This window comes from Sulfitobacter sp. SH24, from assembly GCF_965641895.1.
GTDB classification, from domain to species: Bacteria; Pseudomonadota; Alphaproteobacteria; order Rhodobacterales; family Rhodobacteraceae; genus Sulfitobacter; species Sulfitobacter dubius.
The window spans coordinates 345541-370084 of record NZ_OZ282575.1; the positions used below are offsets into that span (position 1 = coordinate 345541).

30 protein-coding genes are annotated in these 24544 nt (G+C 60.5%); 13 read left to right on the forward strand and 17 right to left on the reverse strand.

From position 1 onward, the window contains the following. Positions 1–11: 11 nt before the first annotated feature. Complete coding sequence (gene hmgA, locus ACSQ16_RS04105) at positions 12–1373, reverse strand: homogentisate 1,2-dioxygenase (RefSeq protein ID WP_394805057.1); 1362 nt, start codon at positions 1371–1373, stop codon at positions 12–14. Between the two features lie 66 nt (positions 1374–1439). Between hmgA and ACSQ16_RS04110 the strand changes: the two genes are divergently transcribed. Both ACSQ16_RS04110 and ACSQ16_RS04115 read left to right on the forward strand, forming a co-directional pair. Then, complete coding sequence (locus ACSQ16_RS04110; RefSeq protein ID WP_093927315.1) at positions 1440–1889, forward strand: MarR family winged helix-turn-helix transcriptional regulator; 450 nt, start codon at positions 1440–1442, stop codon at positions 1887–1889. A 26-nt stretch (positions 1890–1915) separates the two neighbouring features. Beyond that, entirely contained in the window at positions 1916–2800 is an 885-nt protein-coding gene (locus ACSQ16_RS04115) for a DMT family transporter (RefSeq protein WP_243261574.1), read from the forward strand. A gap of 2 nt (positions 2801–2802) precedes the next feature. Here the strand turns inward: ACSQ16_RS04115 and ACSQ16_RS04120 are convergent, their stop codons facing one another. Continuing rightward, positions 2803–3612: a division plane positioning ATPase MipZ gene (locus ACSQ16_RS04120; protein WP_243261573.1), complete on the reverse strand. Its 810-nt coding sequence runs from the start codon at positions 3610–3612 to the stop codon at positions 2803–2805. Between the two features lie 234 nt (positions 3613–3846). Here ACSQ16_RS04120 and ACSQ16_RS04125 point away from each other — a divergent pair, with 234 nt between their 5' ends. Continuing rightward, positions 3847–4530 (forward strand): hypothetical protein, encoded by a 684-nt coding sequence (locus ACSQ16_RS04125; RefSeq protein ID WP_243261572.1) that lies wholly within the window; start codon positions 3847–3849, stop codon positions 4528–4530. A gap of 188 nt (positions 4531–4718) precedes the next feature. On the opposite strand, the gene rpmE is transcribed toward ACSQ16_RS04125, so the two are convergent. The 12 genes from rpmE to ACSQ16_RS04185 all read right to left on the reverse strand — a co-directional run bounded on the left by rpmE (position 4719) and on the right by ACSQ16_RS04185 (position 11828). Beyond that, positions 4719–4940, reverse strand: a complete 222-nt coding sequence (rpmE, locus tag ACSQ16_RS04130; protein ID WP_093738122.1) for a 50S ribosomal protein L31 — start codon at positions 4938–4940, stop codon at positions 4719–4721. Between the two features lie 11 nt (positions 4941–4951). Beyond that, a complete protein-coding gene (gene rplS, locus ACSQ16_RS04135) occupies positions 4952–5335 on the reverse strand; it encodes a 50S ribosomal protein L19 (RefSeq protein ID WP_243261571.1) in 384 nt (127 codons plus the stop codon). Positions 5336–5598: 263 nt separating this feature from the next. Further along, entirely contained in the window at positions 5599–5760 is a 162-nt protein-coding gene (locus tag ACSQ16_RS04140) for a DUF1328 family protein (RefSeq protein ID WP_082849512.1), read from the reverse strand. A gap of 59 nt (positions 5761–5819) precedes the next feature. After that, positions 5820–6563 carry a tRNA (guanosine(37)-N1)-methyltransferase TrmD gene (gene trmD / locus ACSQ16_RS04145; RefSeq protein WP_243261570.1) on the reverse strand — a complete coding sequence of 248 codons (744 nt, stop codon included), beginning with the start codon at positions 6561–6563 and terminating at the stop codon, positions 5820–5822. Positions 6564–6604: 41 nt separating this feature from the next. Further along, the gene (locus ACSQ16_RS04150; RefSeq protein WP_243261569.1) at positions 6605–7396 is read right to left on the reverse strand and encodes a sulfotransferase; all 792 of its coding nucleotides are present in this window, start codon (positions 7394–7396) and stop codon (positions 6605–6607) included. A 15-nt stretch (positions 7397–7411) separates the two neighbouring features. After that, on the reverse strand, positions 7412–7939 hold the full coding sequence (gene rimM, locus ACSQ16_RS04155; protein ID WP_243261568.1) for a ribosome maturation factor RimM: 528 nt from the start codon (positions 7937–7939) through the stop codon (positions 7412–7414). After that, on the reverse strand, positions 7936–8085 hold the full coding sequence (locus tag ACSQ16_RS04160; protein WP_243261567.1) for a hypothetical protein: 150 nt from the start codon (positions 8083–8085) through the stop codon (positions 7936–7938). The genes rimM and ACSQ16_RS04160 overlap by 4 nt, the downstream gene beginning before the upstream one ends. Then, complete coding sequence (gene bluB, locus ACSQ16_RS04165) at positions 8085–8714, reverse strand: 5,6-dimethylbenzimidazole synthase (protein WP_243261566.1); 630 nt, start codon at positions 8712–8714, stop codon at positions 8085–8087. Before bluB ends, ACSQ16_RS04160 begins: the two co-directional genes overlap by 1 nt. A gap of 16 nt (positions 8715–8730) precedes the next feature. After that, the gene (rpsP, locus tag ACSQ16_RS04170) at positions 8731–9117 is read right to left on the reverse strand and encodes a 30S ribosomal protein S16 (protein ID WP_093927307.1); all 387 of its coding nucleotides are present in this window, start codon (positions 9115–9117) and stop codon (positions 8731–8733) included. 43 nt (positions 9118–9160) lie between these two features. Continuing rightward, positions 9161–9469 (reverse strand): chorismate mutase, encoded by a 309-nt coding sequence (locus tag ACSQ16_RS04175; RefSeq protein WP_093927306.1) that lies wholly within the window; start codon positions 9467–9469, stop codon positions 9161–9163. Next, a complete protein-coding gene (gene ffh / locus ACSQ16_RS04180) occupies positions 9466–10977 on the reverse strand; it encodes a signal recognition particle protein (RefSeq protein ID WP_243261565.1) in 1512 nt (503 codons plus the stop codon). The genes ACSQ16_RS04175 and ffh overlap by 4 nt, the downstream gene beginning before the upstream one ends. 266 nt (positions 10978–11243) lie before the next feature. Beyond that, positions 11244–11828 carry an FMN-dependent NADH-azoreductase gene (locus ACSQ16_RS04185; protein ID WP_243261564.1) on the reverse strand — a complete coding sequence of 195 codons (585 nt, stop codon included), beginning with the start codon at positions 11826–11828 and terminating at the stop codon, positions 11244–11246. A gap of 127 nt (positions 11829–11955) precedes the next feature. Here ACSQ16_RS04185 and ACSQ16_RS04190 point away from each other — a divergent pair, with 127 nt between their 5' ends. Together ACSQ16_RS04190 and ACSQ16_RS04195 are read left to right on the forward strand one after the other, a co-directional pair. Beyond that, positions 11956–12843, forward strand: coding sequence for a LysR family transcriptional regulator (locus ACSQ16_RS04190; protein WP_243261563.1), 888 nt, complete (start codon positions 11956–11958; stop codon positions 12841–12843). Further along, the gene (locus ACSQ16_RS04195) at positions 12831–13757 is read left to right on the forward strand and encodes a DMT family transporter (RefSeq protein WP_243261562.1); all 927 of its coding nucleotides are present in this window, start codon (positions 12831–12833) and stop codon (positions 13755–13757) included. Before ACSQ16_RS04190 ends, ACSQ16_RS04195 begins: the two co-directional genes overlap by 13 nt. Positions 13758–13947: 190 nt before the next feature. Here ACSQ16_RS04195 and ACSQ16_RS04200 read toward each other — a convergent pair whose 3' ends face one another. Next, positions 13948–14304, reverse strand: coding sequence for an ArsR/SmtB family transcription factor (locus ACSQ16_RS04200; RefSeq protein ID WP_243261561.1), 357 nt, complete (start codon positions 14302–14304; stop codon positions 13948–13950). Between the two features lie 240 nt (positions 14305–14544). Here ACSQ16_RS04200 and ACSQ16_RS04205 point away from each other — a divergent pair, with 240 nt between their 5' ends. The 7 genes from ACSQ16_RS04205 to ACSQ16_RS04235 all read left to right on the forward strand — a co-directional run bounded on the left by ACSQ16_RS04205 (position 14545) and on the right by ACSQ16_RS04235 (position 21174). Next, positions 14545–14895, forward strand: a complete 351-nt coding sequence (locus tag ACSQ16_RS04205) for an AtpZ/AtpI family protein (RefSeq protein WP_067627199.1) — start codon at positions 14545–14547, stop codon at positions 14893–14895. 1 nt (position 14896) lies between these two features. Next, positions 14897–15658 carry a F0F1 ATP synthase subunit A gene (locus ACSQ16_RS04210; RefSeq protein WP_067627201.1) on the forward strand — a complete coding sequence of 254 codons (762 nt, stop codon included), beginning with the start codon at positions 14897–14899 and terminating at the stop codon, positions 15656–15658. Positions 15659–15722: 64 nt separating this feature from the next. After that, positions 15723–15947, forward strand: coding sequence for a F0F1 ATP synthase subunit C (locus ACSQ16_RS04215; protein WP_007118046.1), 225 nt, complete (start codon positions 15723–15725; stop codon positions 15945–15947). Positions 15948–16037: 90 nt separating this feature from the next. Next, positions 16038–16595: a F0F1 ATP synthase subunit B' gene (locus ACSQ16_RS04220; protein WP_120351898.1), complete on the forward strand. Its 558-nt coding sequence runs from the start codon at positions 16038–16040 to the stop codon at positions 16593–16595. A gap of 15 nt (positions 16596–16610) precedes the next feature. Beyond that, entirely contained in the window at positions 16611–17171 is a 561-nt protein-coding gene (locus ACSQ16_RS04225; RefSeq protein ID WP_093927931.1) for a F0F1 ATP synthase subunit B, read from the forward strand. A gap of 97 nt (positions 17172–17268) precedes the next feature. After that, entirely contained in the window at positions 17269–17559 is a 291-nt protein-coding gene (locus ACSQ16_RS04230; protein ID WP_243261560.1) for a hypothetical protein, read from the forward strand. 159 nt (positions 17560–17718) lie between these two features. Further along, a complete protein-coding gene (locus ACSQ16_RS04235; protein ID WP_243261559.1) occupies positions 17719–21174 on the forward strand; it encodes a chromosome segregation SMC family protein in 3456 nt (1151 codons plus the stop codon). Positions 21175–21291: 117 nt separating this feature from the next. On the opposite strand, the gene ACSQ16_RS04240 is transcribed toward ACSQ16_RS04235, so the two are convergent. Continuing rightward, complete coding sequence (locus tag ACSQ16_RS04240) at positions 21292–21648, reverse strand: helix-turn-helix domain-containing protein (protein ID WP_093927298.1); 357 nt, start codon at positions 21646–21648, stop codon at positions 21292–21294. 164 nt (positions 21649–21812) lie between these two features. Here ACSQ16_RS04240 and ACSQ16_RS04245 point away from each other — a divergent pair, with 164 nt between their 5' ends. Beyond that, the gene (locus ACSQ16_RS04245) at positions 21813–22721 is read left to right on the forward strand and encodes a LysR family transcriptional regulator (RefSeq protein WP_243261558.1); all 909 of its coding nucleotides are present in this window, start codon (positions 21813–21815) and stop codon (positions 22719–22721) included. Positions 22722–22795: 74 nt separating this feature from the next. Here ACSQ16_RS04245 and ACSQ16_RS04250 read toward each other — a convergent pair whose 3' ends face one another. Beyond that, positions 22796–24394 carry a phosphoenolpyruvate carboxykinase gene (locus tag ACSQ16_RS04250; protein WP_435988596.1) on the reverse strand — a complete coding sequence of 533 codons (1599 nt, stop codon included), beginning with the start codon at positions 24392–24394 and terminating at the stop codon, positions 22796–22798. Positions 24395–24544 lie beyond the last annotated feature (150 nt).

Consider the following 24544-nt stretch of genomic DNA (forward strand, 5'->3'; position numbering starts at 1 on the left):
GGGCAGGCGGGTCACTTCTTGCCCGGTGTGCCGTCGAATTTCTTCTCAAGGCTCTCCCAGCAGTCGATGTAGTCATCCTGCAGGGGCGCTTCTTTGGCGGCGAATTCGGTCAGATGCTGCGGGAAGCGAGTCTCGAACATGAAGGACATCGTGTTGTCGAGCTTATGCGGAGCAAGCTCGGCGTTTGACGCCCCTTCGAAGGCATTCCGGTCCGGCCCATGCGGCAGCATCATATTGTGCAGAGACATCCCGCCGGGGATGAAACCCTTGGGCTTGGCGTCATACTGACCGTGGATATTGCCCATTAGCTCAGACATGATGTTCTTGTGGTACCACGGCGGGCGGAAGGTATCTTCGGCCACCATCCAACGGTCGCGGAACAGCACGAAGTCGATATTGGCAGTGCCTTCGACGCCCGAAGGCGCGGTCAGCACGGTGAAGATTGACGGGTCTGGGTGATCGAACAGCACGGCGCCCACGGGGCAATAGGTGTTCAGGTCGTATTTCACCGGCGCGTAATTGCCATGCCATGCCACCACGTCGAGCGGCGAATGCCCGATATGGGTCTCGTGGAACTGGCCGCACCATTTGATGATGACGGTGGAGGGCACCTCGCGGTCTTCAAAAGCCGCCACGGGAGTCTTGAAATCACGCGGGTTCGCCATGCAGTTGGCGCCGATCGGGCCGCGGGCTGGCAGGTGGAATTTCTGGCCGTAGTTCTCACAGACAAAGCCGCGCGCGGGGCCGTCCAGCACCTCGACACGGTAGACCAGCCCGCGCGGGATGATGGCGATCTCCTGCGGGGCGACGTCCATGACACCCAACTCGGTGCAAAAGCGCAAGCAGCCCTCCTGCGGGACGATCAAAAGCTCGCTGTCGGCAGAGTAGAAATAGCTGTCCACCATGCTCTCGGTCACCAGATAGATATGGCTTGCCATGCCGACTTGGGTGTTCACATCCCCCGCCGTGGTCATCGTGCGCATGCCGTTCAGCCAAGTCAGCGGCGTGTCGGAATGCGGCACCGGATCCCAGCGGTATTGGCCAAGGCTGGTCACATCCTGCGGCTGATGCGGCGCGGACTTCCAATAGCGCAGGTCGATCCGCGTGTAGCGCGACGAATGTTTGACCGAGGGCCGGATGCGGTAGCACCACGTACGCTCGTTCTGATGAGAGGGCGCGGTAAAAGCCGTGCCGGAAAGCTGTTCGCCATAGAGCCCGTAGTTGCATTTCTGCGGGGAGTTCATGCCCTGCGGCAGGGCGCCGGGCAGGGCTTCGGTTTCGAAATCATTGCCGAAACCGGGCATGTAGCCCGGATGCGTACCCGAGGTGGTGGCCGCGGTTGTCATCGTCGATGGCTTTGAATTGTTGGTCATCTGCACCCCCTTGCGGAATCTGTTGCAACTGTAATAGTTGTATTTGTAACTAACAAGCGGCGTGATATGAAAACTGACGAATTTCAATTGCAGCAATTCCTGCCCTATCTTCTAAACCAAGCGGCAGAGGCGTCCTCTCTGGAGTTTCAGCAGATCTATAAGGATCGCTACGGCATGCTGCGTACAGAGTGGCGGGTGCTGTTTCATCTTGGCCTCTATGGGCGTCTCACGGCGAGCGACATCGGCCAGCGTGCACGGATGCATAAAACCAAGATCAGCCGCGCCGTGCACCGTTTGAATGAGCGCCGCTTCGTTGACCGCACTCGCAATGAGGATGACCGCCGGGTTGAATATCTGTCGCTGACCCGGCAGGGCCAAGCCGCTTATGACGATCTGCGCGCAGTGGCACGGCGCTATGATGCGGCATTGATGGATGCACTTGATCCCGCCGAGGCCGAGGTGCTGCGGCGGGCGCTGCTCAAATTATCAGAGGCAGGTCCGGGGGGCTTTACTTAGGCGGCGGAAAACGCCACCGATGGCGCATGACCGATCAAACCAAAGGCCTCCTGCTCACCTTTCTCGGGGTGATGTGCATCGTTCCCGAAGCGCTTTTCGTGCGGGTCATCGATGCGCCTATGCTGACGCTGGCTTTTTGGAAGGTCACATTGGTGGGGCTGGCAATTGGCACGGGGCTGTTGTTGGCGCAGGGCACCGCCCCCTTCCGCGCTTTGCGGTGCGCCGGATGGGCCAGTGCGATCTATGTTGGCGGAGTCGCCTGCGCAGGCGTGGGGTTCGTGTTGGCGGTGCGGCTGACGTCGGTGGCGAATGTGGTGTTTATCCTTGCCTCCCTCCCAGTCTTTGCCGCGATCTACAGCAGGGTCTTTTTGGGGGAGCCGATCACCCGCCGCATGTTCTTTACCATTGCGGCGGTGCTCGCCGGGCTGGCAGTAATCGCTTTTGGATCAGGCGAGACCGAAAATGCGTCGCGCGCGGGCGATCTCTTGGCATTGGCGATCTCGGCAATCTTCGCGGGTGCGCTGACAGCGGCGCGGCATGCGCGGGCGGTCTCCATGGTGCCGGCGGTTGCGCTGGCCTATCTGCTGGCGGGGTTGGCGCTGCTTCCCGTGGCACAACCTTTGCAGATGCCGGTAGAGGAACTGCCGCAGATGCTGCTCTATGCTATCTTCATGGCGGCCAGTGCTGGGCTTATCGCGCTTGGCCCGCGTTATATTTCAAGCGCCGAAGTGGGCCTGCTGGTGCTTTTGGAATCCGTGCTTGCTCCGCTGCTCGTCTGGGCCGTGCTGGACGAAGACCCGGGCATCTATGCATTGATTGGCGGGGTGATTGTGGTGGGCGCTCTGTTTTTATCGAACCTCGTCGCCCTCGCGCGCCGCCGCCGCGTGGTGCCGCCGCTACCTCACCACTAACCTTAAAAGTCGGCGGTGACGCCCGGCAGATCCAGCGCTTTGATCAGATCGCGCAGTTCTTGCCGCGCGGCGATGTTTGAGATGTTCAACTGCTTCACCCCGATGTCTTTGAGGTCAAGCAGAGTCAACCCGCGCGGAAACAGCTCGCGGAAGATCACACGCTCATTGAACCCCGGCGCGGTGCGGAATCCGATCCGCTTGCTGAGGTTGCCAATCGCCCGCTCCATCTTTTCCTTGTTGACCATGCGCTGCGCACCCAAACGGTTGCGCACTACGACCCAGTCAATGGCAGTAAGCCCCGCCTGCGCACGCAATTGCCGCGCATTCCAGACCATTTCGGAATAAACAGACGGCCCGGTGATTTTTTCCCCATTGGCGTCGATATGAGCCAAAAGGTCAAAATCGATGAAACTGTCGTTTAGCGGCGTGATCAGCGTATCGGCGAGCGAATGAGCGACTTGGCTCAGGCGCGTGTGCGAACCAGGGCAGTCGATCAGGATGAAATCATTGTCCGGTTCCAGCTCCGCCACGGCGGCGCTCAGACGGTGATCATACATGTTCTCACCGGGGCGTAGGGTGCTGGCCTCTACATCCGGTAGCTCACACAATGTAGGGCTTGCCAGCGTCAGACCAGACTCGCGCATGAAATCGCGGCGGTTCTCAATATAGCGGCCAAAGGTCCGTTGCCGCAGGTCAAGGTCCAACCCGCTGACCTTATGCCCAAGTCGCGCCAGCGCCGTTGCCACATGCATGGAAACGGTCGATTTGCCTGCGCCGCCCTTTTCGTTACCGACGACGATGATATGCGCCATACTGCTGTCCCTTCGCGCCTGCCGTTCATGCAGAATATTGTTGAACCGCACTATATGTAGGGTTCACAACTTTGGAAAGTGGTGAGGCCGCGAGTTCGGCCCGACCGTGGCCGCACTGCCGCTTTTGGACATCACGTACATTTACGCTATTTTCAAGGTAGGACCGGCGGTGTACCACCGCTCTTCGCTGCCCCTCAGGGGTGGCCCCAAGCAAGCGTTAAGGCGAGGCACCCCATGGTAAAAAACACTCCCGGCAAACCAAGCGCCCCCAAAGCTGCCCCCGTCCGCGGCGTATTGCCCTCGCTGGGCGCGGTATTTGCTGAATTGGTGCTGGTCTGCGTTTTGGTGGCGCTGGTGCCGGTCACTGTCTACCTTGATACAGCGGTATGGGGCGAAGGTGTCACCGAAGACTCCCTGACCGAGCATCTGCACAATACCCTTTTGGCCATCGCCGCGGGCATTTTTGTGTTGGGTGCCTATCAAAACATTGCGATGCGGGGCTATCTTGCATTGGCGGCAACCCTCTTTGCCTGCATGTTTCTACGAGAGTATGACGCGGCGCTGGATCGAATCCGGCATGGTTTCTGGCTCTATCCCGCGCTTGCGACGCTGGCGGTCGGCACCTTCGTGGCTTGGTGCAACCGGGGCACCACGCTTCTGCCGATGCTGCATCATCTACAAACCCGTTCTGCCACCTTTGTCTATATTGGCGTGGTGCTGTTGCTGTTCTTCTCGCGCACTTTCGGTACCAGCACCTTGTGGGAAGCAGTGATGGGAGCGGCCTATGATCCGCAGGTCAAAACCACTGTCCAAGAAGGTACTGAACTTCTGGCCTATCTGCTGATTGCCTACGGCGCGGTGCTGTCCCATCTTCACGGCTTTGGTGCCCAAGCCGCCCTGCAAGAACGCCGCCTGTAACCCACGCAACCAAACACGCGCCTGCTTTATTCCGCACGCTGTCCCCCCTCCATTCATCCTTTCACAAATACCGTGCACAACCCTAGCCCCAAACGCCCGGTCTCGCCCCCATCCCAACAAGATCTTTAGAACGCAAAAGGCGCGACCCGCAGGGGCCGCGCCTTTGTTTTCGTAACGACGGAAAAGGTTTAGAAGCCCAGACCAGCGTATTTGTTCTTGAACTTCGACACGCGGCCGCCGGTGTCCATGATACGGCCAGTGCCGCCTGTCCACGCGGGGTGCACGGAGGGGTCGATGTCAAGCGACAGCTGGTCGCCTTCTTTGCCCCATGTCGATTTCATTTCCACAACAGTGCCGTCGGTCATTTTGACGTTGATGATGTGGTATTCGGGATGTGTATCGGCTTTCATCGACCTGTCCTTTAAGCTTTCGCGCCCGAGAGCGGCTTGTAGTGGGCGTTTTCGACAATACGTGCGGATTTGCCGCGACGGCTGCGCAGGTAGTACAGCTTGGCGCGACGCACGCGGCCACGGCGCACAACGGTGATGCTGTCGATGTTGGTCGAATGCAGCGGGAACACACGCTCCACGCCTTCGCCAAAGGAAATTTTGCGCACAGTGAAAGACCCGGCAATGCCGTGGCCGTTTTTGCGCGAAATGCAGACGCCTTCGTAGTTCTGCACACGGGTGCGGGTGCCTTCGGTGACTTTAAAGCCAACACGAATGGTATCACCGGCACGGAAGTCGGGGATCTCTTTCCCCAGTTCGGCGACTTGTTCCGCCTCGATCTCTGCGATCAGGTTCATCTGACCTATCTCCTATGATGTTCGCGGTATTCCACGAAATTATGTCGCGACCCAGAGCTTCGGGTTCTGTCGGGCAGCGCTGTGATCGTAAGATGACAGGGCCCCCGCCGGAGGTATCGTCGTCATTGCTTTATTCGCTTGCGCCGTAACGCAAAGCACCGGAGCCGCCAAAGCGATTCCGGATGCGCGGGGTATAGGGGGCAATCGTTAAAGGATCAAGGGGGCTCTCGCCGCCTTGATCCCCAGTTTTGAAGCTCAGCGCGTCAGGCCAGCGCAATCACGCCCAAGACAACGAGCAGGAAAAGCACCAACACGATGCCGATCAGCACTTTTGCTCCGGTCATCGCAGCCCCCGACACACGGCCAAAGCCCAAGAGAGCCGCCACAGCGGCGACAATCAGCAGAATGAGAATAAGTTCAAGCATTTGGTTTCTCCCTCCAATATGGGGGATCAACGCGCCGCGCGGGGGCGGGTTCCGCGTGCCTAGTCTTTGCTCTCACGCGCCGCCCACATGTCGGGACGGCGGCTGCGGGTCAGGTCTTCGGCCTGCGCCTGCCGCCATTTGGCGATCTCGCCATGGTTGCCAGACATCAGAACGGGGGGAATCTCGCGCCCCTCCCATTCGGCGGGGCGGGTGTATTGCGGGTGTTCCAGAAGTCCCGAGGCATGGCTTTCTTCTTCGATGCTCTCGGCATTGCCCAAAACGCCGGGCAAAAGGCGCACGGTGGCATCAATCATCGCTTGGGCTGCCAGTTCGCCGCCCGTCATGACGAAATCGCCCAAACTGACCTCGGTGATGCCGAAATGCTCGATCACCCGTTCGTCCACGCCCTCAAACCGCCCGCAGAGCATGGTGACACCTGCGCAATCGGCCAGATCGCGCGCCATTGCCTGATCGAACCGTCGCCCGCGCGGTGACATATAAAGGATCGGCCAGCGCCCATGCGCATGGCTTTGTGCGCGGGCCAAGGCCGGGCCAACCACATCAGCGCGCATCACCATGCCCGCCCCGCCGCCTGCGGGGGTGTCGTCGACATTGCGGTGCTTGCCAATGCCAAAATCACGCAGGTCATGGGTGTGCAGCTGCCAGCGCCCGTCTTGCAACGCCTTTCCGGTCAGACTGGCCCCCAGCACCCCGGGGAAGAGATCGGGAAACAGCGTGACGATCCGCGCCTGCCAGACATCAGCGTAATCGGGCGTATCTTGCAGCAGGGCACGAGGTTTCATGCTGGGGCGTGCGCTTTGGCGTCCGTGGGAGCGGGTGGGTTTCATGCGGTTCCTGCCTGTGTCAGTAGGGCGGTCTTGGCGCGGCGGCGCGCCTGAGGGTCATCGGCGTGTCGGCGGTTGGCGTCAAGCAGAGCCTGCAAAAGATCCGCAGGCAAGCGTTGGTTTGCGGGCGGTGGCAGGGTTAACTGCTTCAAAAGGTCTTGCGGTAGCTCACATAGGCCGAGGAGCGGAGTCGCAGGCCCGAGCGGCAGATCGCGGCAATCCTCCAGCCGTGTATGGTGCACCGGGCAGGGTAGGCGGTGGGTGATCTCTTGAACCATCGCGTTTAAGTCCGCCGCCGGGGCATAGCGGGCAGTAAAGTCAGCAAGGTTGAGCGTCATCGACGAGGCTTTGACATGCTCCCAATAGGCCGAGGCGATCCAGTCCGCCGGGGCTCGGGTGGAGAGGTAGACTATAATCTCGGCTTGGGGAAAACGCTGGCGCAGGCTGCGGATGAAGATCTCCAGCAACTCGGGTGCGGCGCTGTAATCGGCCAAATCGCCCCGACCCGGCAGGTGGCCCGCCAACTCCTCAGCCGAGAGGATCAACGTGCGGCCCAGCATCTGGGGCAGGCCGTCGATTAGGGTCTCGAACCGATGTTCGGCTTTCAACAGCGACAGCGGATCGCGCCATGTGGAATAGCCACGCGTGGCGTGCAGCAGGTCTTTCATATGCCAGCGCAAGCGCAGCGCGATATGGGGTTTCAAGGCGGTGCGGTTGGCGCGGAGGGTGGCCTGAAGGGAACTGGTCCCGGTCTTGTGAAAGCCGGGGTGCAGGATGATCCGGCGGGGCATCATCCGGCTCCGGTCTCAGCCATCCGTACCATCCGGCAACACGCCCAGGGGCGGGTCGGCGACGATACGGCCTGAGGCAAGATCAACAGTCGGCACGGCGGCCTTGGTGAAAGGCAGGAAGGTGGTGGCAGAGGTGCCCGCCAGTTGCAACTCCAACAGATCATCGGCACCGTGGTTCTGTACGGTCTTCACCCGCCCCAGCAGTGTGCCGCCAGTATCATAGACCTCAAGTCCGATCAGATCGGCGTGGTAGAATTCATCATCCGGCAGGCTTGGCAGTTGGTCGCGCGCCGCAAAGAGAGAGACACCGCGCATGTCGTCGGCCTCTTCCTTGGTGGTGATCTCGGCGATGCGGGCGGCAAAGCCGTTCTTGACCGGGTGCAGCAGAGCAAGGGTGAAGGTCCGGCTGCCATCCTCGGTGCTCAGCGGGCGGTAGTCTTCAATGTCTTCGGGCACAGCACAGTAGCTTTTTACGCGCACTTCGCCGCGCACGCCGTAAGCGCCCGCGATGGCACCGACGCAGATCAGGTCTTGGTCACTCATTGCAACAACTCCGAATTGACACAGATCGTCCCGGTCCATTCCCCGGCACCGGTTTTGCATTCGTCCTGCATTAACTGCCGGTCATAGCGGATGCCAAGGACAAAGCCGAGTACCAGCACGGTCACAAGGAACAGTAGTTTTCTCATCAACGGGTCTCGATCTTCAGGCTTGGGGCGCGGGTCTCCCAGCCCTTGGTTTCCAGTTCCGGCGTCAGGCTGTTGTCTTCGGGCCAGCCCATGCAAAGATAGGCCACCAGCGACCAGTCCCTTGGAACGGCAAGATCACGGTTCAGCCGCGCAGGGTCAAGCACGGAAACCCAGCCCAGCCCAAGGCCATGGGCGCGGGCGGTGAGCCATAGATAGTTGATCGCACCCACCACGGAATAGCGGCGCATCTCGGGCATTGTCCCGGCACCAAGGCCGCTGCCCTTGTCGGTGCTGTCATCACAGTAAACCGCCAATTGCTCGGGCGCATCGCTCATGCCCGAAAGCTTGAGCCCGGCATAAAGCGCGGCCTTCTCGCCGTCATATCCGGCAAGGGCGCGGGCATTGGCTGTCTCGAAATTCTCAAGCGCGGCTCGGCGCGCGGTGTCAGATTGCACGCGGATAATCCGCCATGGTTCCGACAGGCCCACAGAAGGGGCGAGGGTGCAGCTGTCGAGGCAGGTTTGCACCAGCGCCTCGTCCAGCGGGTCTGTGCGAAAGCGGCGCACGTCGCGCCGCCATCGCATCAGGTCGTGCAGCCCGGCACGGAAGTCTTCAGAGAATGCATCCATGCCGGGCGCTCGCGGCTTATTCTGCGGAAGCTTCTTCGGCAGGTGCGTTGGCAGCTTCGGCAGCGGCAGCGGCTTTGTCGGCTTTTTCCTGCACGCGCTCTTGGGCTTTCTTGCCCGGTGTGCCCTTTTTGGGGTTGTTACGCTCGGTCTTTTCGCGAACGCCAGCGGCTTCCAGCATGCGGACAACGCGCTCGGTCGGCTGTGCGCCCTTGGCGATCCATGCTTCGATCTTTTCAACGTCCATTTTCACGCGGTCTTCGCTGTCTTTGGGCAGCAGCGGGTTGTATGTGCCCAGCTTCTCGATGAAGCGGCCATCGCGCGGCATGCGGCTGTCAGCAGCAACGATACGGTAGAAGGGGCGCTTTTTGGAGCCGCCGCGGGCGAGACGAATTTTCATAGCCATGGTGAGTAATCCTTTAGGTTGGTTGGGGGGACGGGAGGCCGTCCTATTCTTGGTGGGTTTTGTGGTGCCGAATGACTTCGGCGATGATGAAGTTCAAGAACTTCTTGGCGAATGCGGGGTCTAGGTCCGCTGCTTCCGCCAAATCTTCGAGCCGCTCGATCTGGGCCGCTTCGCGGGCCGGATCGGACGGGGGAAGGTCGTGTGTAGCCTTGAGTTTCCCCACGGCCTGCGTGTGTTTGAACCGTTCGCCCAGCGTATAGACGAGGATCGCGTCGAGCCGGTCGATGCTTGCGCGATGCTCTTTCAATAGCTCGGCGGCGCGAGCGGCGGTATCCATATCGGTCGCGGTCATTTCTTTTTCCCGAAACCGCTGAGGCCGCCGGGCAGGCCCATGCCGCCGCCGCCCATGCCGCCCAGACCGCCGGGCAGCTTACCGCCCATCTGCTTGGCCGCTGCTTCGAGCGCCTTGGGGTCCATCTGGGAGGGGTCCATGCCGCCGGGCATGCCGCCCTTGCCCATCATGCCTTTCATGGCCTGCTTGAGCATGCCGCCTTTGCCCATTTTGCCCATCTTCTTCATCATGTCGGACATCTGGCGGTGCATCTTCATCAGCTTGTTGAGGTCGGAGACCTCCATGCCGGCACCCTTGGCGATACGCTTCTTGCGGCTGGCCTGCAGCAGGGCAGGGTTGGCGCGCTCTTTCTTGGTCATGGACTGAATGAGGGCGATCTGCTGCTTGAGGACCTTGTCGTCGAAACCGGCGTCTTCGACCTGTTTCGCCATTTTCCCCATGCCGGGCATCATGCCCATCATGCCCTGCATGCCGCCCATCTTGATCATCTGTTCAAGCTGCATCTTCAGGTCGTTCATGTTGAACTGACCCTTCGCCATGCGCTTCATCATCTTCTCGGCCTGTTCGGCCTCGATGGTTTCTTGGGCCTTCTCGACCAGCGCGACGATGTCGCCCATGCCAAGGATGCGGCCCGCGATGCGCTCGGGCTCGAAGGTTTCGAGCGCGTCCATCTTTTCGCCAAGGCCGACGAATTTGATCGGCTTGCCGGTGACGGCACGCATGGACAGCGCCGCACCGCCACGGCCATCGCCGTCCATCCGGGTCAGCACGACACCGGTGATGCCGATACGCTCGTCAAAGTTCTCGGCCGTGTGCACGGCGTCTTGGCCGGTCAGCCCATCGACGACCAGCAATGTTTCACGTGGATTGGCCACGTCGCGCACGGCCTTGACCTGCTGCATCAACTCTTCGTCGATAGACAGGCGGCCCGCGGTGTCGAGCATATAGACGTCATAGCCGCCCAAACCCGCCTGCGTCTTGGCGCGTTTGGCGATCTGCACCGGGGTCTCGCCCTTGACGATCGGCAGCGTGTCGACACCGATCTGCACGCCGAGAATCGCCAGCTGCTCCATTGCCGCCGGGCGGTTCACGTCGAGCGAGGCCATCAGAACGCGCTTGCCGTCACGCTCTTTCAAACGCTTGGCCAGTTTCGCGGTGGTGGTCGTCTTACCGCCACCCTGTAGGCCAACCATCAGGATCGGGGCGGGCGGGCTGTCGATCTTGAGCGCGCCGGGTTCGCCTTCGCCTTTCAGCGTGTCGATCAGCGCGTCATGGACGATCTTCACAACCTGCTGGCCGGGCGTGACCGATTTCGTCACCGCTTGGCCGGTCGCCTTGTCCTGCACTGCTTTAACAAAATCACGCGCCACGGGCAGCGAAACGTCAGCCTCCAGCAGGGCGACGCGCACTTCGCGCAGGGCGGTTTTGACATCTTCGTCGCTGAGCGCGCCTTGTTTGGTCAGGCGGTCAAAGACACCAGAGAGCCGTTCGCTGAGATTTTCAAACATGGGCACAGGGCCTTTCGGGTCGGTTGCACTTGCCCCTACTTAAGGACGCGCGCGAAAATGCACAAATGCCCCAGTGGGCGCAACGCGCTGACTGGGGGCGATCCCGACGCCATGCCGGGACCGGAAGGCAATGCTTCCGGAGATTGAGGGGCGTTTACGCGCTGGCGCGGCGCGAGTCAAGCCGGGCAGGGCGGGCGGCAAAAGCTAGCCCAAGCAAAAGCCGCGCCCCGGTGACGGAACGCGGCTGTTTCTGAGCGCGGGGCTGCTTAGGCCGCGTCGCGCAGCGCGTCGATCTGGGCGTTGGCGCGGGCGATGGTGCCTTCGGCGTCCATAGCCAATTGGTCAGCCGCGACAAAGGTCACATCGGTGATGCCCAAGAACCCCAGCACAAAGCGCAGGTAGCCGCTGGCGAAATCGGCGGCGGAATCGATGCCCGTCCCGCCAGAGGCGAAGGCGACGATCACGCGCTTGTTCTCCAGCAGGCCGACGGGGCCTTCTGCGGTGTAGTTAAAGGTCACGCCGACGCGGGCGATCAGGTCGATCCACGCTTTTAGCGACGCGGGAATGGTGAAGTTGTAGATCGGCGCGCTGATGACGATTGTATCGGCGGCCTGCACTTCGGCGACCAGTTCGTCTGACAGGGCGAGGGCTTCTTGATCCAGCGCTGTGCGCTCTTCGGCGGGCTTTACACGGGCGCTGGCCCATGTGGAATCGATCAGCGGCAGCGGTTCGGTGGCGATGTCGCGGGTCACCACGTCACTGTCGCCGAGCGTTGAAATGATGCGGTCTGTTAGCCTGCGGGTGACAGAGTTTTCGCGGTTCACGGAAGTTTCGATGCGCAGAGTGGCCATGGTGCTGGTCCTTGTTCCAAGGGTAAATCTGATGACATGGAATTGGCCATTGTGCTCGCGAACGCAACTGCCAGAATGAGCGTGACCATGTTCGTAAATGCACAAGTCGGGAAGGCAGGGTGAGTGAATGGACAATTGGGATGAGATCAGGACGGCCTATCAGGTTGCGCAGCTCGGCACGGTAAGCGGCGCGGCCGAGGTACTGGGAGTCCACCATGCGACGGTGATCCGTCATATCGACGCGCTGGAAGGGCGGCTGGGGGTCAAGCTGTTTCAGCGCCACGCCCGCGGCTACACGGCGACCGAGGCTGGCGAGGATCTGCTGCGGGTGGCGCGGGCCACGGACGATCAGTTCAGCCAGTTGGCCGGGCGGATCAAGGGGCGTGGCAGTGATGTGTCGGGCGAATTGGTGATTACATCGCTTGATTTCCTTGCCCCGCAACTGGCGCCATTGTTGACTGAGTTCCAGCGCCAGAACCCTGAGTTGGTCGTGCGTTACCTGATCGGGGATCGACTGTTTCGCCTTGAGTACGGCGAAGCGCATGTCGCCATCCGCGCAGGGGCCGCGCCGGACCAGCCGGACAATGTGGTGCAACCCTATGCCCAGCTTGCGGTGGGGGCCTATGCCAGCCGGGACTATGTGGCGCAATACGGCATCCCGAACGGGCCGGAGGACTACCACAAACACCGCTTCATCGCTGCCGATAACCGCGACAGCCGCGCGCCCTATCACAAGTGGCTCTGGGCCACGGTGCCAGAGGAAAGCGTGACGTGGCGCAGCACCAGCGGCGCAGCGATGGAGGCGGCGCTGCGGGCGGGGGCAGGAATCGGTGGCCTGCCCGCCGCCATGGGGCGCAATGATCCGCAGTTGGTCGAGATTCACGCCCCACGTCCAGATTGGAGCAGTGCCCTATGGCTGGTCACCCATGTCGATCTGCACCGGACCAGCAAGGTGCAGGCGGTGCTGCGTTTCCTCAAAGACCATGCCGAGGATGCCGTCACATGTCCCGACTGAGCGCTTCGGCGCAGGGACATCTGGCGATGCTGTGTTTTTCGGCGCTGGTGGCAGGGTCATTCTCGCTCGGGGCGCAGGTGGCGAATGAGATCACCCCGACGGCGCTGAATGCAGTGCGCTTTGCCTTGGCGACGGTATTGGTTGGCGCGCTGGCGTGGGGGCGGGGCGATATCAGCCGCGCGGGCTTTGTAGCACCTTGGCGGTATTTCGTGCTGGCGGGGCTGTTCACCCTCTATTTCGTGCTGATGTTTGAAGGGTTGAAGACCGCGCCCCCGGTGGCTGCGGCGGCTGTCTTTACCCTCGTCCCGATCATGGCGGCGGGCTTTGCATGGATTTTGATGCGGCAGATCATGACGCCGCGCATGGCGCTGGCACTTGCGATCGGCGGGGCCGGGGCGCTTTGGGTGATCTTTCGCGGCGACCTCCCGGCGCTTTTGGCATTCGATGTTGGACGGGGGGAGACGATCTATTTCGTCGGTTGCATCAGCCACGCGCTTTATACGCCGATGGTGCGGCGGCTAAACCGAGGTGAAAGTGCGGTGATGTTCACCTTTGGCACGCTGTTGGCGGGGACGGTACTGCTGGGGCTGTACGGTTGGCAGGATATCCGCGCAACGGATTGGAGTGCGCTGCGGCCTTTGGTTTGGATCACTATTCTATATGTCGCGGTCTTTGCCACTGCGGCCACGGTGGTTCTGTTGCAATTCGCGGCGCTGCGTCTGCCTTCGGCCAAGGTGATGGCCTATACCTATCTTACACCAAGCTGGGTGATCCTATGGGAATTTGGCTTTGGCAATGCTCTGCCGGGTGGAATGGTCTGGGGTGGCGTTCTACTGACCATTCTGGCGCTATACCTGCTGCTGCGCGACGATAGCGCGGAAAAAACACAAAATTTCAAAAAGATGCAGATTTGATGGAACCGGAGCGCGTGATCCCGCGTTGGGGCGTGAAATCAAAGTGAAGGACACAACCATGCGTAGTATTATTTACCTTATCGGGTTGATTGTAGTGGTATTGGCTATTTTACGTTTTGCATTCGGCGTCATCTGACCGTCGATTGATCCTCCCCTTGTCTTATTTACCTCGTGGCAAGGGGGGATCACTCTACTCTGACCCTGAGCGCGGCGCGCCTTCGCCCGCATCAGGCAATTCGATTTCTAAGAAACGTTCAAAGGCATCTAGGTTCACCGGCTCAAACTGCCCGAACCCCTGCATCCAGACCGACGCATTCCGCAGCGCATCCGGTTCAAGCTTGCACCATTTCACCCGCCCCCGCTTTTCCTGACTGATCAGCCCTGCCGCCGTCAGCACGCCCAAGTGTTTTGAGATCGCGGCAAGCGACATCTCAAATGGCTCGGCCACATCCGTCACGGCCATGTCATCCTCCAGCAACATGGCGAGGATGGCACGACGCGTGGGGTCGGCAAGGGCAGCAAACACCTGATCTAAGTCTTGGGTCATGAGCCTGCATAGCGCGGGCTATGGAAGGGGGGAAGCGGGCATTGTGCGTAACTTAACCATTGAGTTGAATAAGTCCGGGGCGCAGTTTTACTGGCATTTTAGCTCCGCATTACAAGTCACGCGCGGGGGGTATCCCTGTAAGGCATTGAATTCCATCTATAAGTCACGTTGTCCATCGCGGTTGACTCTAACCCGCCCTGACAGTAGCACCGCAGCAGATATTCCTAAGGGGATTTTGGTGTGACCAGCCCGGACCAACGGCAGCAGATGGAGCAGCTTGAGGCCAAACTGGCGGCTGCGAAACAACGCGGCGCACCTAAGCCCCGAGCGGATGAGCATTATTCTCAGGCCAATATGGCATGGCGGATGGTGATCGAACTTGTGGCCGGTCTTGGGATCGGTTTCGGCATCGGATACGGGCTTGATGTGCTCTTTGGCACGCTGCCCATCTTCATGGTGCTATTTGTAATGCTGGGCCTTGCGGCGGGGGTGAAGACGATGCTCCGCACCGCTGAGGAAATCCAGGGCAAACAACAGGCCGAACCGGCCGAACAGGATACGCCCCATTCGGGCAAGGACGAGGGAGCCTGAGATGGCAACAGAGACAAACGGCGCTGAAACAGGCGGTCTGGAATTCCACCCGATGGACCAGTTCATCGTATCGCCGCTCTTTAGCGATGATGCTTCCGTTGCTTGGTACACCATCACCAACGCGACCTTCTGGATGGCGCTGGCGGTTCTGGCCACTTTCGCGATGCTCGTTCTGGGCAGCGCGCGCCGCTCGGTCGTCCCGGGCCGGATGCAATCGGTTGCTGAGCTGGCTTACGGCTTCATCCACAAGATGGTCGAGGACATCTGCGGCAAAGAGGGGCTGAAGTTCTTCCCCTATATCATGACCCTGTTCATGTTCATCGTGATGGCCAACTTCCTCGGCCTGATCCCAACAGCCTTTACCCCCACCGCGCATTTCTCGGTGACTGTGGTTCTGGCGCTGGCGGTGTTCATCACCGTGACCGTTGTCGGCTTCGTCAAGAACGGCGCAGCTTTCCTGAGCCTCTTCTGGGTATCCTCGGCGCCTCTGGCGCTGCGCCCGGTGCTGGCGATCATCGAATTGATCAGCTACTTCGTGCGCCCGGTAAGCCACTCCATTCGTCTGGCGGGTAACGTCATGGCGGGCCACGCGGTTATCAAAGTTTTCGCCGGTTTCGCTGCCATCGCAGTGATCTCGCCGGTGTCGGTGCTCGCGATCACCGCGATGTACGGTCTCGAAGTGCTGGTGGCCTTCATTCAGGCCTATGTTTTTACCATTCTGACATGCGTGTACCTCAAGGACGCGCTGCACCCCGCACACTAACAACCCCAACAACGGCGGGGTTTCCCGCCAAAGTTTTAACTTCCAATCGTAAGGAGATACCCCCATGGAAGGTCAACTCGCACATATCGGCGCAGGCATTGCAGGTCTCGGCACGGGCATCGCAGCCCTGGGTGTCGGCAACGTTGCCGCCAACTTCCTGTCCGGCGCACTGCGCAACCCATCGGCAGCCGCAAGCCAGACAGCGACCCTGTTCATCGGCATCGCGTTTGCAGAAGCTCTGGGGATCTTCTCGTTCCTCGTCGCTCTGCTGCTGATGTTCGCTGTCTAAGCTCTCGGAACTGTAATCCTTACGAGCGGGCAGGCGCGCATCGCCGTGTCTGCCCGGCTGTAACGGCAAAGTTTCCAAGGAGAAGCCACGATGGCAACTGTAACAACCAGCGACGGGCTGGCCGACGCGACCGGCATTGCGACCCATGCTGCCGAAACGCCGGGCATGCCGCAGCTGAACTTCGATCACTGGGGCAACCAGATTTTCTGGCTGATCCTGGCACTGATCGCCACCTACCTGATCCTGTCGCGCGTGGCTCTGCCTCGTATCGGTGCGGTTCTGGCCGAGCGCCAAGGGACCATCACCAATGACATCGCGGCTGCCGAAGACCTGAAGGTCAAGGCACAGGAAGCCGAAGCCGCCTATGACAAGGCCCTGATCGACGCCCGTGCTGAGGCACAGCAGATCGTGGCCCAAGCCAAAGCGGACATGCAGGCTGATCTGGATGCCGAAATGGCCAAGGCCGATGCCGAGATTGCCGCGCAAGTGGCGGAATCGGAAAAAGCCATCGCCGAAATTCGCGCGGGCGCCATGGACAACGTACAAGCCGTTGCCAAGGACACCGCAGAAGCGCTTGTCGCCGCCCTTGGTGGCACGGCAGATGCTACAACCGTTGATGCCGCCGTCGATGCGCGGATGAAAGGATAAGCCATGACCAAATCCATGCGCCTGACACTTTCGACCCTGCTCGCTGGCATGGTGGCTTCGCCTGCTTTTGCGGCCACCGGACCTTTCTTCTCGCTGCGCAACACGGACTTCATCGTGCTGCTGGCCTTCCTGCTGTTCCTCGGGATCCTGATTTATTTCAAGGTGCCGACGCTGTTGATCGGCATGCTCGACAAACGCGCCGACGGCATCAAGACCGAGCTGGAAGAAGCCCGCGCCCTGCGTGAAGAAGCGCAGACTTTGCTCGCCTCCTATGAGCGCAAGCAGAAAGAGGTGCAGGACCAAGCGGACCGTATCGTGTCTTCCGCAAAGGAAGATGCCCGTCTTGCTGCCGAACAGGCGCGGGCGGATATGGCCAAATCGCTTGAGCGTCGCATGGCCGCCGCGAAGGACCAGATCAGCTCGGCCGAGGCCGCCGCTGTGAAGGAAGTCCGCGACCAAGCCGTGACCATTGCTGTGGCCGCTGCCCGCGACGTGATCGCCAAGCAGATGACCGCCGCACAGGGCAACAAGCTGATCGACGATGGCATCGCCCAAGTCGAAGCCAAGCTGCACTAAGCCAGCGCCCCATCGAATTTAGAAGGCCCCGGTTTTGCCGGGGCTTTTTTCGTTAGATGGTAGGGTTTTGTTAACTCTCTAACTGCAGGCTAAAGCCATGCGGTTCTTCTTGTTCATCACGATGCCTATCTGGCTGACGGCCTGCAATGCACCCAGCCGGGATTTTCGCGGCGTAGCCGCCCAACAGGTCACGGTTGATGGATCGGTTTTTGACGTGCGGATCCGTGGCGAACGGGCAGAGGCGATGCGCGTCAACGTGCAATATGCCCCGCGGTTTGGTCCGATCCGGGGGCGGGCAGGCCGGGCGATGGCCCTAGCCAGCGGTTGCGATGTCAAAGAGGTGCTGGGCGATCAGGCATTGGCAATTGGTGTGTTGGACTGTGATTAGGCCTTAGCTCGGTTTGGACGGCCTACGCCTTATGGCTCCGACAATATCTTGTGGATAACCGCTCATTGCCCCCCTTCCCTTGGGGCTTTTGATTGACTCGGACCCTCCCAAAACGGCAAGTTCGCCGCTCAGGCAAGAATCAATTACGGCAGGGCTAACTTGCGCTTTTCCAAACTCAGACTGACCGGCTTCAAAAGCTTCGTGGACCCGACCGACCTCGTCATCTCTGACGGGCTGACGGGCGTTGTGGGGCCGAACGGCTGTGGCAAATCCAACTTGCTTGAAGCACTGCGGTGGGTCATGGGTGAAAACCGCCCGACCGCAATGCGTGGCGGTGGTATGGAAGATGTGATCTTTGCCGGGGCCGCCTCGCGCCCGGCGCGCAATTTTGCCGAAGTCTCGCTGCATTTGGATAACAGCGATCGGTTGGCGCCTGCGGGCTTTAACGAACAAGACGCACTAGAGATCGTGCGCCGCATCACCCGCGATGTGGGCAGTGCGTATAAGGTGAATGGCAAAGACGTGCGGGCGCGTGATGTGCAAATGCTTTTCGCCGATGCGTCCACCGGCGCCCATAGCCCTGCGCTGGTGCGACAGGGGCAGATTGCTGAATTGATCAACGCCAAGCCCAAAAGCCGTCGCCGTATTTTGGAAGAGGCGGCTGGAATTTCTGGGCTTTATCAACGCCGGCATGAAGCCGAATTGAAGTTGAATGGCGCAGAACAGAACCTTGCTCGTGTCGATGATGTGATCGAACAGCTTGCCGCCCAATTGGCCACGCTGGCCCGCCAAGCCCGCCAAGCCGCGCGCTATCGCGAAATCGGCGAAGCACTGCGCCGTGCCGAGGGGCTGCTGCTTTACCACCGTTGGCGCGAAGCGGAGGATGCACGCGGCAAATCCGAAGAGGAATTGCGGGCCCGCGTCGCGTCCGCGGCCGAGGCCGAAGCGCAGGTGCGCCAGATCGCCAAAGGGCGCGAAGAGGCAGAAGCCGCTTTGCCCGCTTTGCGCGAAGAAGAGGCGATCTCTGCTGCCGTTCTTCAACGCCTTACCGCGCAACGCGACACATTGACCGAACAGGAATCCCGCGCTGCTGCGTTAATCGAAACGCTGTCCGGGCGGATCACGCAACTGACCCGCGATATCGACCGCGAAGATGGGTTGAACCGCGACGCCGAGGAAACGATTGAACGTCTCGAATTGGAAGCGCGGGAATTGGCCAAGGCGGGCGAAGGGCATGACAAGGCGCTAGAGGCTGCCGGAGAGGCCGCGCGTGAGGCCTCTTCCGTGTTGCAAATCCGCGAGGGGGATCTGGCCCAGCAAACCGAAGATGTCGCTCGGTTGTCGGCGCGTCACAGTTCGGCGGAACGTTTGCTACAGGACAGCCGAAAGACCCTACAAAAATCGGAAGCAGAGGCCGCAAAAGCCCGCGATGCAGTGGCCCAAAGCCAAGCGACGCTCGATCAGGCTGGATTGGATTTCGCAACGGCGCAGAAGGCAGAAGTTGCGGCCGTCGATGCCGCCGCGGCCGCGGATGCCGCCCTTTTGGCCGCCGAAGAAGCCCGCGCCGATACGCAGTCGCGCGAAGCCGACGCGCGCGCAGAGCGGTCAGAGGCGGAGGGCGAAACCAACGCCTTGCGGGCGGAAGCTGGAGCGCTGGCAAAGTTGGTGGAACGCGATACCGCCGAGGGCGGGCAGATCCTTGATCGGTTGCAGGTCGAACATGGCTTTGAGAAAGCGCTTGGGGCTGCTTTGGCAGACGATTTGCGCGCGCCTGAGGTTGATGCGGATGGGCCTTCCGGCTGGTCGGTGCTGCCGGGGTATCTGGAGGCGCAACCGCTGCCCGGGGGGGTGACCCCGCTGACGCAGCATGTGTCGGTGCCTGAGGTGCTTGAACGCCGTATGAGCCAGATCGGACTCGTCGATCCCGATGCGGGTACGCAGCTTCAGGCGCAGTTGTTGCCGGGGCAGCGTTTGGTTTCGCCCGAGGGTGATCTTTGGCGGTGGGACGGCTTCCGCGCTTGGGCCGAAGACGCGCCATCGGCAGCGGCCCTGCGCCTGCAGCAGTTGAACCGGCTTGAAGTGTTGAAGCAGGCTTTGGAGGAAGCAAGCCAACGTGCCGATGGCGCGCGGGCGGCTCACGAGACATTACAGCGCCAATTGGCAGAGCAGGCCGACGCCGACAAGCGTGCCCGTGAGGCGCGGCGCGATGCGGACAGGCAGGTCGCTGATGCGGGCCGCGCGCTGAGCCGTGCAGAGGCAGATCGAAATCTTGCGCAAAGCCGATTGGAATCCCTCGGCCTTGCGGTGAAACGCCACGAGGAGGCCGCGATCGCCGCCCGCGCAGAAGTGCTCGACGCCGAGCGTACTCTGGAAGGGTTGGACGACCTTTCTGCCGCGCGCGCTATGGTCGAAGAAATTCGCATGGCGGTCGAAGCTTCGCGGATCACCATGATGTCGCGCCGCTCCGCTCATGATGAGTTGCGCCGAGAGGGCGAATCCCGGGTCCGGCGCGCGCAGGAAGTGACGAAAGAGATAAGCGGTTGGCGGCACCGGCTAGAGACCGCAGGCAAGCGAACGGCGGAATTGGTCGAGCGCAAGACCGCCTCGGAGGTGGAACTTTCACAAGCAAGCGCCGCTCCCGCAGAGATTGCGGCCAAGCGCGAAGAGCTCATGGGCGCGATCACGGCTGCCGAAACGCGCCGTACCCGTGCGGTAGAAACGCTGGGCGCTGCGGAGAATGCGCTAAAGGCTGCGACAGAAGCTGAGCGTGACGCTGAACGTCAGGCCTCGGACGCGCGTGAAGCCCGTGCGCGGGCCGAAGCGCGCAGCGATGCCGCCCGTGAAACTGTGTCGCACGCCGCTGAACGCATTCAGGACGAGCGGCAGGTTACTCCCGAAGCACTACGTGATGCGCTTGACCTAGGTGCGGAGCAGCACCTCCAAGCCGAAGCATTGGAAGAAGAAGTAAACCGCCACAAACGCCAGCGGGATTCGCTGGGGGCGGTGAACCTGCGCGCTGAGGATGACGCGAAAGAGGTTCGCGAAGAGCATGACGCGCTTCTGGCCGAGAAGGCCGATCTGGAAGAGGCGATCAAGACCCTGCGAAGTGGTATCGCCGGGCTGAACCGCGAAGGGCGGGAAAGGCTACTGACGGCCTTCGAACAGGTGAACGCGAACTTCTCGATGTTGTTCACCCATCTCTTCGGTGGTGGCGAAGCGAACCTTGTGATGGTCGAAAGTGATGATCCGCTGGAAGCCGGGCTGGAGATCATGTGCCAGCCTCCGGGTAAGAAGCTCAGCACGCTGAGCCTCCTGTCGGGTGGGGAGCAGACATTGACCGCGATGGCACTGATCTTTGCAGTGTTCCTCGCGAATCCAGCGCCGATCTGTGTGCTGGATGAGGTCGATGCGCCGCTTGATGACGCAAATGTGACCAGATTCTGTGACCTCTTGGACGAGATGTGCCGTCAGACCGACACGCGCTTCCTCATCATCACGCACCACGCGGTGACGATGGCGCGGATGGATCGGCTCTTTGGGGTAACCATGGCAGAACAGGGTGTGAGCCAGTTGGTCTCCGTCGACCTTAAGAAAGCTGAAACGCTGGTGGCGTGAAGCCGCTTCGAAGCGAACACCGGAGTTGTTGCTTTGGTGACTGCTGCCTGCCGTGAAACCTGCGCCTTTCGTTGCCGCCTTCGGCGGGTGCGTCGGCGCGAGAAGCGGCAGCAGCCATCAGCCCCGGCGGGCGACCGTAACGCCTGACACGTCTTCAATAAACGTTAGAATACGGGCTCTTACGTTGTCATCCTTGATGGAGCCAATTGCGTTTACGATATCGAGCGCCGGGTCATTCTTGGTCTCTGGCGTATCATCATCAAGCCCTTCAAAGAAATATCCGGGGGTGACTTCGAGTATCCGAGCCAGCTCATGCAGGCGGCTGGCGGCGATCCGGTTGGAGCCGATCTCATACTTTTGGATTTGCTGAAACGAGAGTTTAAGTTCACGCGCAACGTCGGTTTGGGACTGCCGCCGCAGGGTGCGGGCTTGCTTGAGTCGCCGACCAACGTGAATGTCTACAGGATGGGACATGTGTAAATACCTCAGGTTGAGTACAATACATTCACTACCCTCAATGTATTGAGGATCAATTGCCTAGTTCTGACCCAATTGTGTTAACCAATTTACCTTAGGTGGATGGATTATGTTGCGTTGTTGGGTGATTCATGTACCATGCTTTGCCTATGAACCAACATATGTCCGATATTGCGCCGGTCGACGCCGCGCCAAAGCCCCGGCAAAAAGAGCCCGCGCCGGCGCTTTTGTTCGAAATGATCCGCTCGTTTGTAACGCTGGCGAGCACCTTGAATCTGAGCCATGCGGTCGCACAATTGTCCAGCACGCGTCAGACGGTTCGGCGGCATATTCAGCAACTGGAAGACACAATGGGCGCGGCGCTCTTTTCGATCGAGAACCGGCGCTATTCTCTGACCAAAGTCGGGATAGAGGCGCTGCCGGAAGCACGCGATATCCTTGATCGAGGCAAACTGTGGCTAGATGGTAAAACCCGCCATGCCGATGGAATGCTGCGTCTGTCTCATGAAGAGCCGAACGGTTGGTGCTTTCACCAGCAACAGCAGCCATTGTCGCTGATCTGGGACGGTGGGTCACCGATGTTGCAAGCCGCGCTTCAGGCTTGGACACAGAGCCAAGGGGAACTGGAAAGCGAAGCATTCCGCGCCATGCGCCCCTATATGCTGGTCTACCGCGATTCGCCCAACGGCTGGATTTGTACCGAGGTGGGGGAGAAATCGTTTTACACGCAGTGGTGGGGCTGGAGTAACGCGCGCAGCAGCATCGGGCGGCCGCTTAAGCTGTTTCCCGGCGGGCCGGAGTTTGAGAATATGTTGAACTTCCCCTTCCGTGAGGTTGAGGCGACCTATGGCGTTCGCCTGGACGAAGTGGTCACTCAGATCCCGCGAGAAGAGGGAGGAGCCCCCGTGCCTTTGGCCTATAAACGCTTGCTGATGGCGGGGCGCTATCCTGACAAGAGCTTTGCCTTGATCGCTGCGGTGGACCGTTCCGCATCAGTGAATATCGTTGGGGTGGATGAAACCTTCCTTCGGGAAATGCCGCTGGATGCGAAGGTGACTTTCGGTGGTTAGAGTATGCTGCGAGCAATGCAAAAAGGGCCGCCCATTGAGGCGGCCCTTGGTAATCCTGTTAAATTCGTAAAGCCTTAGCTAATTGCAGCGGCTTTCACATCTTCGTCGATATAGGGCAGATACTGCTCAAAGTTGTCCGAGAACATCTTGACCAGCTTGGCCGCCTGACGGTCATAGGACTCCGGATCGTCCCATGTGCGGCGCGGGTCAAGCAGGATGTCGGCGACGCCGTTCACCTCAACAGGGACATCGAAGCCGAAGTTCAGGTCTTTGCGGAACTCGGCATCGGCCAGACGGCCTTCAAGGGCGGCGCTCAGCAAAGCGCGGGTCGCCTTAATCGGCATCCGCGAGCCGGTGCCATAGGCCCCACCGGTCCAGCCGGTGTTAACCAGCCAGCAGGTGGCACCATGCTGGGCGATCTTTTCGCGTAGCAGGTTGCCGTAGACCTCCGGGCGGCGCGGCATGAAGGGTGCGCCGAAACAGGTGGAGAATGTGGGCTCAGGCTCGGTCACGCCACGCTCGGTGCCTGCGACCTTGGAGGTGAAGCCCGACAGGAAATGGTACATCGCCTGCGCCGGGCTCAGCCGCGCGATCGGAGGCAGAACGCCGAATGCATCGCAGGTCAGCATGATGATGTTCTTGGGGTGGCCGCCGACGGCTTTCTCGCTGGCGTTAGAGATATAGTGCAGCGGATAGGCCGCGCGCATGTTGGCGGTCAGCGAATCGTCGTCGAAGTCTAGCTCGAATGTGTTCGGGTCGAAGACCATGTTCTCGATCACCGTGCCAAACTTGGAGGTCGTCGCGTAGATCTCCGGCTCGGCTTCGGGGCTCAGGTTAATTGTCTTTGCATAGCAACCGCCTTCAAAGTTGAAGGTGCCGTTGTCGGACCAGCCGTGCTCGTCATCACCGATCAGCGTGCGCTCGGGGTCGGCGGAGAGGGTGGTTTTGCCAGTTCCCGACAGGCCAAAGAAAACAGCCGTATCAACGGGGTTTCCGGTGGCGTGGTTGGCCGAGCAGTGCATCGGCATGATGCCTTTTTCCGGCAATAGGTAGTTCAGCAGCGTGAAGACAGATTTCTTGTTCTCACCCGCGTATTCCGTGCCGCCGATGAGGATCATCTTGCGGTCGAAGTTCATCGCGATAACGGTTTCGCTGCGGCAGTTGTGCTTGGCCGGGGCAGCTTGGAAACTGGGGCAGTTGATGACGGTGAAATCGGCGGTGAAGTCCTGCAGCGCTTCGGCATCGGGGCGGCGCAGCATGGTGCGGATGAAAAGCCCGTGCCATGCCAGTTCTGTCACCATCCGCACATTGATCGCATGTTTGGGGTCGGCACCGCCAACGAGGTCTTGGACAAAGTAGTCTTTGCCCTGCATGTGCGCGACCATGTCTTTGTACAATGCGTCAAACCCTTCGGGCGACATCTCGGCGTTGTTTTCCCACCAGATGCTGTCGGCCACGCTGTCGGTTTTGACCACATGTTTGTCCTTGGGTGACCGGCCCGTGAACTTGCCCGTGGTAACAAGGAACGCACCGCCCTTGCCCAAATTACCTTCGCCCCGTTTCAACGCGGCCTCGACCAGCGCAGGCTCGGTCAGGTTGTAATAGACATCGCCAAGCCCGCTGATCTGTTGATCTTCGAGGCTGAACTGCGGGTTTACCCGTCCAAATGTCATGTGATGTCTCCTGTAGTAGCGCGTGAGCGGCGCAGAACGTGTCCGAGCGGGCGCAATTGCCCTGGGCATCGGGGGCCTTGAAAGCCTCTTAACACGGGCGTTTTAAGGTTGAACAGGCAGCTTTGTCACAGTTAGCGCCACCATCTAAAA